Source organism: Methylotenera sp. (assembly GCF_029945535.1).
GTDB lineage: Bacteria > Pseudomonadota > Gammaproteobacteria > Burkholderiales > Methylophilaceae > Methylotenera.
This window is the reverse complement of the sequence record NZ_JAQSCU010000018.1, coordinates 63,537-75,984: the sequence shown is the minus strand read 5'-3', so window position 1 is coordinate 75,984 and position 12,448 is coordinate 63,537. Positions and strand designations below refer to the sequence as shown.

The following is a 12,448-nucleotide window of genomic DNA, read 5'->3' as shown; positions in this document are numbered from 1 at the left end:
ATTAGAAAGGCGAGTAATTTGTTGCGAATTAAAATGTATTTCAATTGCTAAGTATGAGTTGAAAAGCTAACCTGATTACTCTTTATCTTCTTCAAAAATCCGTCGACCTTCTTCTTCAATGTCTTCAAATTGTCCGCGATAAACCGCCCACCAAAGACCGCCAAGTACTACTAAACCCATCACAACTGAAAGCGGTACGAGTATAAATAGGATGTCCATTACTTGGCCTTAGTTTCTGAAAATTCGGTTAAACGCAGCGCGTTTAGTACAACGATGATAGAGCTCACTGCCATGCCTAAACCCGCTAACCAAGCGGATAATACGCCAAAAAATGCAAGAGGAATACACACTACATTGTAAATGATAGCCCAAGCGATATTCTGTTTAATGATTGTCATGGTTTTGCGCGCATGGCGAATCAGTTGTGGTATTTGACTAATATCGCCGTTTAACAAAACGTAGTCAGCATGGGCAAGTGTGAGTGGCACGCCTTTACCCATGGCAATAGATACATGGGCGCTGGCTAAAATTGGACCATCATTTAAGCCGTCACCTACCATGAGTATGTTCTTGCCCTGCTGTTTGAGCGCGTGCAGTCTAGATAGTTTGTCTTGCGGACTGCATGCCGCTTGAAATTGTGTAATGCCGATTTCGTTGGCAGTATTCACTACGGTATGCGCTTGGTCACCAGATAAAAGTTCTACGCTTAAATTGGCGTCTTTTAATTGTTGAATGGCTAGTGCAGCATTGTGCTTAACGGCTTCATGCAAGCTAAATGTTGCTAACCAGCCATTTGCATCGGCAAGAAATACCTGCTGAGAGAGTTCGCTTGGCTCCGCTATGCCGCAAAACTTGGCAGAGCCTAGCTTGAGATGCATATTGATTAAATCTGCATAAGTCTCGCTAGCTTGTAAGGCAGCACTAATGCCTGAACCCACTACTTCTTGAATATTAGTGAGCGTTATTGGTGATTGATCAGTATTTTGCTGATTTACACTGACCAAAGCACGTGAAACAGGGTGCATAGAGTGTTGCGCCACGGCTGCAGCTAAAGCTAAAACGCCACTTTCTGTAAGCCCTTGTTTATGTGTAATTGATTGCACTTCGATGTGGTCTTCAGTCAGCGTGCCGGTTTTATCGAAAATAACCGTATCGATATTCGCAATGCTTTCTATTGCTTGCAGACGTCTAATGAGAATACCGCGTTTCACAAAGGCGCTGGCACTGGCGAGCATAGCAGCGGGTGTGGCAAGTGAAAGCGCGCAAGGGCAGGTGACAATTAACACCGCCGCGGCAGTCATCAATGCGCGAGCTGGGTCTATATGCCATAACAAAGCAGCTGCAACTGCCGCACTTAAAATAACAAAAAACAAAAATGGCCTTGCAACGCGATCCGCCAACTGCGAAAGTCTAGGTTTCTCAATCGCGGCTTGATTGATTAAGTTAACAATCTGCCCATATTGTGTGGATTCGCCTATGGTTTCCAGCACGATATTCACGGTTTGACCTAAGTTATAGCTGCCAGCAACAACCTTATCATGCAGGTTTTTTTGTATGGGCGTTGATTCTCCTGTGAGTAGCGATTCATCTACGCGCGTGTCACCCAATACCAGCTTACCATCGGCAGGAAATGCTTCGCCTATATGCACACGCGCAATATCGCCGACTTTAAGTTGGCTATTTAACACGCGAGTATATGAACCATCTAGGTTTTGTCGCTCGATGTTTTCTGGAATGCGGCTGACTAAAGCCTCCATCGAGCCTAGTGTTTTGCTGTGCAATTTCACTTCAATCAATCTGGCTGAAAGCAAAAAGAACACAAACATAGTCAATGAGTCGAAATAGATTTTGTCTCCCCACCAGCCATGAGGGGCAAAAGTGGCGGCAGAGCTGACGATAAAGGTGATGGCTATACCCAAAGCTACAGGTAAATCCATACTTATTTGTCTGTGTTTTAAATCGCGGAATGCATTAGCAAAGAGCGTGCTGCTGGAGAATAGTAATACAGGCAGGCTCAAAATCCATGATGCCCAATTGAGCAAGATGGCAATATCAGGCGTAATGTCGCCAGCTTTGGTAAAGTAGCTTGGGCTGGCATACATCATCACTTGCATCATGCAAAAGCCGGCGACTAACCAACGCCAAAATGCCGCACGACTTTTTTTAGTGGCGTTTAGCTGATTTTCATTATGTGAAGCCGGGTTAGCGCTGTAACCCATGGCTTGAATAGCGCTGAGTATAGTTGAAGGTTTAGTTAAGGCGGGCGACCAAATGACAGAAGCACGTTTTTTTGACATGCTCACTCGCGCGCTGACCACGCCCGGCAATTCACCTAAACCGCGTTCTATGGTGCCAGAACAAGCTGCGCAGCGTAAACCATCTAGCAAGAGACTAGACTCTACTAGTGAATTGGTGGGGTCATTCCCCGCAGGTTGGCTAAATGCCTGCCATTGATCTTGAGTATCTAAAATCACCCAAGAAGGATTGGGTGTGTTTGACTCGGTGGCAAAAATTCCAGTGGTAGAAGCGCTAGTTAGCAAAGTGACTCCAAACAATATGACGAAGTGCTAAATAAAATTAAAACTCAATCTAATCAATTAAACTAAGAGTACTTTTTTATCAAGAAGTTTAAGAAATTTAGCTAGCTGTAAATCTGATTACATATTGTAAATCAGCCACTAAGCCCCACGTTAGATGTATATCAACTGAAATGGAGTTAAACATGCGTTTTGATAAACTAACTACAAAATTTCAACAAGCGCTTAACGATGCACAAAGCTTAGCAGTCGCTAATGATAGCCCAACCATAGAGGCCTTACACCTACTTTCTGCGTTAGTGATGCAAGAAGACGGTGGCACATCTTCTTTATTGGCGCATGCAGGTGTGCATTTGGCGCCGCTTAAAACAGCGCTTACTGCGGCTATAGGCAATTTAGCAAAATCATCTGATAGTTCTGGTGAGGTGGCGATATCGCGCGACCTGAATAATTTGCTGAATGTGACTGATAAATTATCACTGAAACGTGGTGATAGTTTTATTGCTAGTGAGATGTTTTTACTCGCCTTATGCGACGATAAAGGCGAAGTGGGTAAACTGCTTAAAGCCAATGGCTTGTCGAAATCTGCGTTGGATCAAGCGATTAATGAAGTACGTGGCGGCGAGCAAGTGAATGAATCTGATGCGGAATCTAACCGTGAAGCCCTAAAAAAATATACCTTAGATTTAACTGAGCGCGCCAGAATGGGCAAGCTAGATCCTGTGATTGGTCGCGATGATGAGATTCGTCGTACGATTCAAATTCTTGGGCGTCGTACAAAAAACAACCCTGTATTAATCGGTGAGCCAGGCGTGGGTAAAACTGCGATTGTAGAAGGTTTGGCGCAACGAATCGTCAATGGTGAAGTGCCAGATTCGCTCAAAGGTAAAAAAGTCTTGTCATTAGATATGGCAGCTTTGTTGGCGGGCGCTAAGTATCGAGGCGATTTTGAAGAGCGTTTAAAGTCGGTGTTAAAAGAGCTGGCGCAAGATGAAGGTCAAACGATTGTCTTTATCGATGAAATTCATACCATGGTTGGTGCGGGTAAAGCAGAAGGCGCGATGGATGCCGGCAATATGTTAAAGCCCGCTTTGGCACGCGGTGAGTTACATTGCGTAGGTGCAACTACCTTAGATGAATACCGTAAATATATAGAAAAAGATGCTGCGCTAGAACGTCGCTTCCAAAAGGTATTGGTGGATGAGCCTACTGTGGAGGCCACCATTGCGATTTTACGTGGTTTGAAAGAAAAATATGAGGTGCATCACAGCGTTGAAATTACAGATCCCGCAATTGTTGCTGCTGCTGAGTTAAGCCATCGCTACATTACAGATCGATTCTTACCTGATAAAGCGATTGATTTGATTGATGAAGCGGCTTCGCGCATCAAAATGGAAATTGATTCTAAGCCAGAAGTGATGGATAAGCTCGAGCGTCGCATGATTCAATTAAAGATTGAACGTGAGGCGGTGCGTCGGGAAAAAGATGAGGGCAGCAAGAAGCGCTTTAGTTTGATAGAAGAAGAGCTAGTTCGTGTTCAGCGTGAATACAATGATTTAGAAGAAATTTGGAAAGCTGAAAAAGCCCAAGTACAAGGTTCTGCACATATCAAAGAGGCGATTGAAAAAATCAAATTTGAGATGGAAGAAGCCACGCGCAAAGGTGAATGGCAAAAAGTCTCTGAACTACAATATGGTAAATTGCCAGCGCTTGAGGCTCAGTTAAAGCAAGCTTCTAATTCTGAAGCGACTTCAACTCAAACTAAGCACAAAATGTTGCGTACTGAAGTGGGCGCAGATGAAATCGCCGAAGTGGTGAGCCGCGCTACAGGCATCCCTGTTTCTAAAATGATGCAAGGTGAACGTGGTAAATTATTAACGATGGAAACTAAACTGCATGAACGTGTAGTGGGACAAGATGAAGCGGTGCGCTTAGTATCAGACGCGATTCGTCGTTCACGTTCAGGCTTAGGTGACCCAAATCGTCCTTACGGTAGCTTCTTATTCTTAGGCCCGACTGGTGTCGGTAAAACTGAGCTGTGCAAAGCCTTAGCAGGCTTTTTGTTTGATTCCGAAGACCATTTAATTCGTATCGACATGAGTGAGTTTATGGAGAAGCATTCTGTATCTCGCATGATAGGTGCGCCTCCTGGCTATGTGGGTTATGAAGAAGGCGGTACGCTGACAGAAGCTGTGCGTCGCAAACCTTATAGTGTGATTTTGTTAGATGAGGTTGAAAAAGCCCACCCAGATGTGTTTAACGTATTGCTGCAAGTGTTGGATGATGGGCGCCTAACAGATGGTCAAGGCCGCACTGTAGATTTTAAAAACACCGTGATTATCATGACGTCTAACTTAGGTAGCCAGATGATACAAAGTATGGCCGACCAAGATTACCAAGTAGTGAAACTTGCGGTCATGGGCGAAGTAAAAGCGCACTTCAGACCAGAGTTCGTCAACCGTATCGATGAGGTAGTCGTTTTTCACGCATTGGGCGAAGATAATATTAAAGCGATTGCGGCGATTCAGTTGCAATATTTGGCAAAACGTTTAGCGGCAATGGATATGCAATTAGAGCTTACCGATGCTGCAATTACCGAAATTGCCAATGCGGGTTTTGATCCAGTCTATGGCGCGCGGCCACTTAAACGCGCGATTCAGTCTGAGATTGAAAATCCACTCTCTCGCGAAATACTATCCGGTAATTTTGCAGCTAAAGATACTATTAAGGTAGACGTTAAAGCAGGTAAGATTGTATTCTCAAAATCCGCGGTTTGATGGGTCAAAAGTTAAGGGCTGTATTTGTTAAAAGAACGGCTGAAACCTAGTTTTCTTAGTGCAATGCTTGCTGTTTGTTTAATGACAGCAGGCTTTGCACATGCCGAATTTAGCGCGCAAGAGTTAGAAGCTTTTGACAACGAGCCGCCAGTTATCAAAGATTTATTGATGCGCGCCAATGTACTGGTCGGCGATGAAGATGATCCCGATGGTGTCTGGAAGGCTGCGGATATGTATTGCAAAGCAGCTCGCTACGGCAGCGCAGAGGCGGTCTACAGGTTAGGGATGCTTTATGCGTTTGGGCGCGGTGTGCCAGAAAACCGTGATTATGCAGCTAATTTATTTGGAATCGCTTCCACTCACGGACATTACGAAGCGCAGAAAATGCTCGAAACGTTAGAGATTAAAACCTCTGCAACGCCGCCCTGTGTTCTCGATGACGTTGCGCCAGAAAAAGGACTATCTGGCGTTACGTTAGTTAAAGAAACGCCAGAGATCGATCAATACATTGCGAACTTGCCAAAAAACAAACGTTGGGTGCTGCGCTTGGTCAATACGATTTCTAAGTGGTACAAAGTCGATGAAAAGCTAGTGCTATCCATTATTTCAGTGGAATCGAACTTCGAGAATGTGGCTACGTCAAATAAAGAGGCACAAGGTTTGATGCAACTAATTCCCGATACTGCCGAGCGTTTCAACGTAAAAAACGCCTACAACGCCTCGCAGAATATTAAAGGTGGCGTTGCCTATTTACGCTGGTTACTCGCTTATTATAAAGGCGATGTCGCACTTACTATAGCAGCCTACAACGCAGGTGAAGGCGCTGTGAATAAGTATAAAGGCATTCCACCTTTTGCTGAAACCAAGCAGTATGTTAAAAAAGTGCAAGCTCGTTATCCATTTAAAACGCATGCTTATGATGCTCAAATTACCGCACCTTCACCAGCTTTAAACGCTATAAATGCAAAGCGCCGTTTATGACGCGAAGGAGCTCATGATGACCAGTTTTATCTCTCGCTGCAAACCAGTTTTTATTTTTGCTGCCTGCTTAGTTTTGGTCGCTTGCGCAAGTAATAGCCCATACTCAAGCGCTGGTTCGCAGAAAATCGACAGAATCTCAGAAGAAGAACTCGCTAGAATTATGCCCAAGCCAGTCGCAAGCTTGAGTTTAGATGATTTAGTGAGCTTAACAAAAAGTGGCGTGACTGCAGATGTGCTTATCGAAAAAATCCGCACCAGCAACTCATCCTATGATTTAACACCGAGCCAGATTGTTGACTTAAATAAGCAGGGTGTAGATAAAAAAGTATTAGACTACATTCATACCAGCAGAGAGCTTGCTCTTAAGAATAATGTTGCTGAAGAAATCAACCAGCGTGAAAAAGCTAAACGCGCAGAGTTAGATAAACTCAAACAACAGCAATTGCTAGAAAGACAACAGCGCATGTATGACCCATTCTGTGGTTACGGCTACTATGGGCGTCCTTATGGCTATGGGGGATTTGGATCACGTTTCGGGTATCGTTCTAGGTTTGGTGCGAGCTTTGGTTTCCCCCTAGGCTGTTGGTAACGGAAGTTAAGCTATGCCTAACTATTAAGATGAAAATCCAATTGAGCTGCTATGCAACAAACTACACATCAAATTAGCGTCAGCACGCAAGGCAGAAAGCTTTACGATATTACGCCGGAAGTCACTTCTTGGGCTAAGCATAGTGGCTTTCTTACAGGACTCATCACGCTTTATATTCAACATACTTCCGCCAGTCTTTTAATTAATGAAAATTATGATTCCGATGTACTCGTGGATTTGGAAGCATTCTTTAAGCGTTTGGTGCCTGATGGCGACCCATTATTTATTCATACTATTGAAGGGCCAGATGACATGCCTGCGCATGTGCGTACGGCACTGACACAAACCAGTTTATCGATACCGCTTATCGATGGCAAAGCGGCTTTAGGTCAATGGCAAGGCATTTTTTTGTATGAGCATAGGCGTGTAGCAAGTACACGTAGAGTGATTTTACATTTGATTGGTGAGTAATTTATGTGGCAACAGGGACGACCGTTAAGTACGGCTGAATCTCAGTTATATCAGCCCTATTTTCAGTCTAGTACCTTGCAAAAAGTGCGTCTTATCGAAGGTCATACGCCTTTTTGGCTAAGTAAAAACATGTGTGCGGTGGTATTAGGTCATCGGATTTATTTGCGTGAACACGCTTATCGATTCAATACCCTGCAAGGCATCGAGTTGCTGGCACATGAGCTTACTCACGTTGAGCAATACTTGTCTGGAATGACTATATTTAAGTATTTATGGGCAGCACGCAGAGGTTATCGACAAAATCCTTATGAAGTCGAAGCCTATGCCAAAGGCGCTGCGGTAAGGGCACAAATGGCGTCGGCTCAAGCATCTCTTTAAATAAGCTTCATCGCTAATTGTAAAGAAGTGTGAATTCATGGGGCTAACGTTGACCATGCCCATATTAGGCTATAGATTGTTAAGTTGATTTATTTTTACTGGATGTCACTTACTTGAGTGTCACTTAAATTGAGGAGAAGCGAAATGGGCATGTTTTCATTTATTAAAAATGCAGGTGAAAAATTATTAGGTATTGGTGATGCAAAAGCTGCAGAAGTTGTCGCAAAAGCAGACCCAACACCAGTCAATGTAGACGCAGCAAACACAGCCGCAGCAGATGCTATTAAAGCTTACGTGGCAAAAATGAATTTAACTGCACAAGATCTGAGCATCGGTTTTGATGGCGCATCAGCTACGGTCATCGTGCAAGGTATGGCGGCAACGCAAGAGGACAAAGAAAAAATCTTACTTTGCTGCGGTAATGTAGCTGGCGTAGAGAATGTGCAAGATCAGCTGGGTGTTGTTGAAGCAGCTAGCGAGCCAGTGTTTTACACGGTTGTAAGTGGCGATACGCTTTCGCATATTGCTAAAGCGCAATATGGTAATGCCAATGATTATATGAAAATTTTTGAGGCGAATAAACCTATGTTAAGCAGCCCAGATAAAATTTACCCGGGTCAATCTTTGCGCATTCCAGCATAAATACCGTTATATTTAGCGTAGTTAAGTATTTAATTACAAAGAATTAAAGTTGAGTTAAAATGATTGCTTGCGAACTTAGCAGGCTATTTAAATCCTTGAAGCTTGTTTTGTTCAAGGATTCTTGATTTTTTTAAATATAAAAAAAGGAAATACAATGTCAGTACTTTTACGTTCTTTGTTGGTAGTAAGTGTTACAAGTTTATTGTTGGTTGGCTGTGGCGAAAAAGCTGCTGCACCAGTTGAAGCGCCAGCGCCAGCAACAAACCCAGCGGTTGAAGCGCCTGCTCCGGTAGCACCAGCAGTTGAAGCGTCATCAGGTCCTGGTGGCTATGAGCCAACAGCTGAAGAGCGCGTTCCAGGTATTACGCTTGATGCAGCAGCGGTAGATGCGGCTGCAGCTGCCGCAACGACTACTGAAGCCGCTCCTGCAGCAGCCGCGCCAGCCGCTAAGTAATCATTCTAAAATAGCAGCAATACCGCTATTCAATAAAAAAAGCACGCTCAGGCGTGCTTTTTTTATTGATATTTTTACTAGATCCTAATTTACTCGACTCCAACTGAGAGGGTCAAATGGACGGCTCTGGCTACGCAACTCATAATAAAGACCGTTCGTTTGATTGCCGCCGCTATTGCCTACCGATGCAATCACGTCGCCTGCTCGTACATTGTCACCCACTTGTTTTAACACTGCCTGATTGTTGCCATATAGGCTCATATAACCATTGCCATGGTCTAAAATAATCAAGTTGCCAAAGCCGCGTAACCAATCGGCAAATACCACCCGGCCAGTGGCGACAGACTTCACTTCTGCACCCTCATTGGCTTTAATGAATAAGCCTTTCCATGAAATACCACTATCTTCACGACTAGAGCCAAAGCGATTCATCACATCGCCGCGCACAGGTAGGCGCAACTTGCCTCTAAGCGCAGCAAAACTTGCGCCAGAAAACTCTTGGCTAGGCTCTGTGTTGTTGGCTAGCACTTCTTTAGGTGGCTTATTGCTTGTAGGCGTTTCTGCCGTATTCGTGGTTGTTGTAGGCTCACGTTTAGGGCGAACTTTCTTGGGTGTTGGCGGAATGATTTTTGCTAGTCGCTCAACCAATTCAGAAAGTCGCTTTTCATCACGCGTTAACTTTTTAATTTCACTGCGTTGCGCCGCAATTTGTTGCGATAAACTACTGACTACTTTAGATTTTGCTTGCTTTTGACTTTCTAAAGCACGTTTTTCATCGACTTGTTTTTGCTTCAAATCTGCGACTTCTTTTAAAGCAGAAGCTGTTGCATCATTGAGCTTGCTGATTTTATTTAAGTTGCCTTGCATCTTGTTGATGAGTGATGCGCGTGCTTTAGCAACGTATGAAAAATACTCCACATCACGCGCGATTTCGCTAGGGTTTTCGCTCTGCAAAATCATCTGTAGATAGCTTTGTTGGCCGTGTATATATTGCTGGTACAGCTGCGAACTTAACAAGTTTTGTTGCTGCTCTAGCGCTTGGTTGGTGCTGATTGAGTCAGATTTTAATTGCGAGAGCGTCTTTTTGTTTTGTTGTTGTTTTTGGTTGATTTCGAATAGCTTTTTATTGGCTGCACTAATCGCCAATTCACTTTCTTTCAGTGCGTCAGCCGCATCCTTATGCGCTTCTTGCGAGTTATCTAACTCTTTTTTTAGCGCTTCTAAACGCTGCTGCACATCGTTTAGGTTTTGCTTTGACTGCTCTTTTTTATTCGCATTCGCATAAGGTGCGCAAGCCAACATCAACACAAAAAGTGAAGTGCAAGCTAACGTAGCTCTAGAATGCTTATGCTTCATCTTAAACAGCAAAAGTGATGATGTTCTTACCTGTCATTTCACTAGGCTGAGTAACGCCCATCATGGTGAGTAAGGTTGGCGCAAGATCTGATAATGCACCACTGGCAGAAAGCGTAGCATTACGTCCAATATAAATCAGCGGCACTTTGTTAAGCGTATGTTGCGTATGCGGTTGGTTATTTTCAACGTCAAACATGGTTTCTGCATTGCCGTGGTCAGCGGTGATAATCACTTCGCCGCCTATACTTTGCATCGCATTCACTACGCGTCCGATGCAAGTATCTAAAGTCTCAATCGCTTTGATGGCTGCAGCTAAGTTGCCTGAATGACCCACCATATCGCCATTTGCATAGTTGCAAATGATGGCATTGTATTTTTTGCTTAAAATCGCTTCTTCAAGTTTTTCGGTGACTTCAAATGCGCTCATTTCTGGCTGCAAATCGTAGGTTTCCACCTTTGGTGATGGTACTAAAATGCGGTCTTCACCAGCAAATACTTTTTCTTCGCCGCCGTTAAAAAAGAAAGTTACATGCGGATATTTCTCAGTTTCGGCAATGCGTAACTGAGTTAAGCCTAAATTGGAGATGTATTCGCCAAAGGTATTGTTGACGTCGACTGATGGAAAAATAACCGTCGATTTAGTTTCATTTTTGTCATACATAGTTAATGTAAAATAGCCTGCTAACTTTGGTACGTGACGACGGTGGAAGCCGTCAAAGTGCTCCGCTAACAAAGCATGCGTTAATTGACGTGCGCGGTCAGAGCGGAAGTTCATAAAAACCACTAAGTCGCCATCTTCTAGATGTACAGGTTTTTCACCAGCCTTATGAATAGCTGTCGTTTTTACAAACTCATCATTTTCACCGCGTGCATAGGCGTCGTTTAAGCCAGTCATGGCGGATTCAGCGGTAAATTCACCAACACCTTCAGTAAATAATTGATAAGCTGCTTCAACGCGAGGCCAGCGCTTATCTCTATCCATGCCGTAAAATCGCCCACTGATAGAGGCAATTTTACCTACGCCAATCGCAGTACATTTGTTTTCTAAAGCCTCAATAAAAGGAGCGGCACTTACTGGTGGCGTATCTCTGCCATCTAAAAACGCATGCACATAAACTTTGCTTACACCTTGTTTTGCTGCCATTTCTATCATGGCATGAATATGATCTTGATGGCTGTGAACGCCGCCATCAGAAAGCAGTCCAAATATATGTAGCGCTTTATCATTTTGTTTGATGGTTTTTAATGCAGCAGATAACTCTGGATGATTAAAAAAGTCACCACTGGCGATGCTGTTGTTGATGCGTTCGAAGTCTTGAAATACTACGCGACCCGCGCCAATGTTCAGATGCCCAACTTCAGAGTTGCCCATTTGACCGTCTGGCAAGCCTACATAATGTTCAGAAGCATCGATTAATGTGTGTGGAAACTGTTTCCATAAGCTATCCCAATTGGGTTTGTTGGCTTGCACGATGGCGTTGTCTGAAGCTTCTTCACGATAGCCAAAACCATCTAAAATGAGCAAGCATACTGGGGTGGTATTTTGTGGGGCTGACATATATATTAAACCTAAATATTTGTTTGAATAATGTGCATGTAATGTCACTATTTTAGCGCATTTACACGTAAAATTACTCTATAGCTGTGAGTATAAATGTGAGTAAAAGTTAGTCCGCAAATTTAGTGTGTCGTTGGCGTTGAATTTGGCGATCAGCAGCCCCATATTCTAAAAGTAAATTCTAAGGGTTAATCATTGAGAGGAAGTACGTGGAATTTTTTAAAAGTAATATCTTGTTAATTGGTTTGGCGATAGGTTCAGGCATTATGTTGTTATTGCCATCATTCAGAAAAAGTGCAGGCGGCGTGCCTAATCTAAACCCTGCAGAAGCGGTGACGCTGATTAATCGCTCTAATGCTTTTGTATTAGATGTGCGTGATGACGTGGAATTCGCCAGTGGTCATATTGCAGATGCCACGCATATTCCGCTTGCTGACTTGCAAGCCAGAATTGGTGAGCTGAAAAAATATCAAAATAAGCCAATTTTGGTGAATTGCCAAAAAGGCATGCGCTCAGCTAAAGCGTGCGACATTTTACGTAAAGCTGAATTTACGCAGGTGAATAACTTGCAAGGTGGCTTGTCGGCTTGGCTTGAGGCTAAATTGCCTGTTGTGACTAAAGCGGCTTCAAAGAAACCGGCGGCCAGTAAGGCTGCGAGCAATAAAAAAGCTGCAAATGATGATGCAGCAAATGAGGTAAGCTAAT

Annotated in this window: 12 protein-coding genes; 8 read left to right on the top strand and 4 right to left on the bottom strand. The window is 43.7% G+C overall.

The window, feature by feature from the left end; translation table 11 throughout:
• Positions 1–75 precede the first annotated feature (75 nt).
• Positions 76–219, bottom strand: a complete 144-nt coding sequence (ccoS, locus tag PSU72_RS12015; RefSeq protein ID WP_013147258.1) for a cbb3-type cytochrome oxidase assembly protein CcoS — start codon at positions 217–219, stop codon at positions 76–78.
• Positions 219–2,540 (bottom strand): cation-translocating P-type ATPase, encoded by a 2,322-nt coding sequence (locus PSU72_RS12010; RefSeq protein ID WP_300432808.1) that lies wholly within the window; start codon positions 2,538–2,540, stop codon positions 219–221. Before PSU72_RS12010 ends, ccoS begins: the two co-directional genes overlap by 1 nt.
• A gap of 182 nt (positions 2,541–2,722) precedes the next feature.
• Between PSU72_RS12010 and clpB the strand changes: the two genes are divergently transcribed.
• From clpB to PSU72_RS11975, 7 genes are all read left to right on the top strand, one after another.
• Positions 2,723–5,314 (top strand): ATP-dependent chaperone ClpB, encoded by a 2,592-nt coding sequence (gene clpB / locus PSU72_RS12005; protein ID WP_300432807.1) that lies wholly within the window; start codon positions 2,723–2,725, stop codon positions 5,312–5,314.
• 81 nt (positions 5,315–5,395) lie between these two features.
• Positions 5,396–6,295, top strand: a complete 900-nt coding sequence (locus PSU72_RS12000; protein ID WP_300432806.1) for a lytic transglycosylase domain-containing protein — start codon at positions 5,396–5,398, stop codon at positions 6,293–6,295.
• 13 nt (positions 6,296–6,308) lie between these two features.
• Positions 6,309–6,884 carry a hypothetical protein gene (locus PSU72_RS11995; protein WP_300432804.1) on the top strand — a complete coding sequence of 192 codons (576 nt, stop codon included), beginning with the start codon at positions 6,309–6,311 and terminating at the stop codon, positions 6,882–6,884.
• A gap of 51 nt (positions 6,885–6,935) precedes the next feature.
• A complete protein-coding gene (locus tag PSU72_RS11990) occupies positions 6,936–7,355 on the top strand; it encodes a secondary thiamine-phosphate synthase enzyme YjbQ (protein ID WP_300432803.1) in 420 nt (139 codons plus the stop codon).
• A 3-nt stretch (positions 7,356–7,358) separates the two neighbouring features.
• Positions 7,359–7,733: a DUF4157 domain-containing protein gene (locus PSU72_RS11985; protein ID WP_300432802.1), complete on the top strand. Its 375-nt coding sequence runs from the start codon at positions 7,359–7,361 to the stop codon at positions 7,731–7,733.
• A gap of 144 nt (positions 7,734–7,877) precedes the next feature.
• On the top strand, positions 7,878–8,375 hold the full coding sequence (gene lysM, locus PSU72_RS11980; protein WP_300432800.1) for a peptidoglycan-binding protein LysM: 498 nt from the start codon (positions 7,878–7,880) through the stop codon (positions 8,373–8,375).
• A 154-nt stretch (positions 8,376–8,529) separates the two neighbouring features.
• Positions 8,530–8,829, top strand: a complete 300-nt coding sequence (locus PSU72_RS11975; protein ID WP_300432798.1) for a hypothetical protein — start codon at positions 8,530–8,532, stop codon at positions 8,827–8,829.
• 84 nt (positions 8,830–8,913) lie between these two features.
• Here the strand turns inward: PSU72_RS11975 and PSU72_RS11970 are convergent, their stop codons facing one another.
• Complete coding sequence (locus tag PSU72_RS11970) at positions 8,914–10,185, bottom strand: peptidoglycan DD-metalloendopeptidase family protein (RefSeq protein ID WP_300432796.1); 1,272 nt, start codon at positions 10,183–10,185, stop codon at positions 8,914–8,916.
• 1 nt (position 10,186) lies between these two features.
• Positions 10,187–11,743 (bottom strand): 2,3-bisphosphoglycerate-independent phosphoglycerate mutase, encoded by a 1,557-nt coding sequence (gpmI, locus tag PSU72_RS11965; RefSeq protein WP_300432794.1) that lies wholly within the window; start codon positions 11,741–11,743, stop codon positions 10,187–10,189.
• Positions 11,744–11,952: 209 nt separating this feature from the next.
• Between gpmI and PSU72_RS11960 the strand changes: the two genes are divergently transcribed.
• Positions 11,953–12,447, top strand: a complete 495-nt coding sequence (locus tag PSU72_RS11960) for a rhodanese-like domain-containing protein (protein WP_300432793.1) — start codon at positions 11,953–11,955, stop codon at positions 12,445–12,447.
• The last annotated feature ends 1 nt before the right edge of the window (position 12,448 follow it).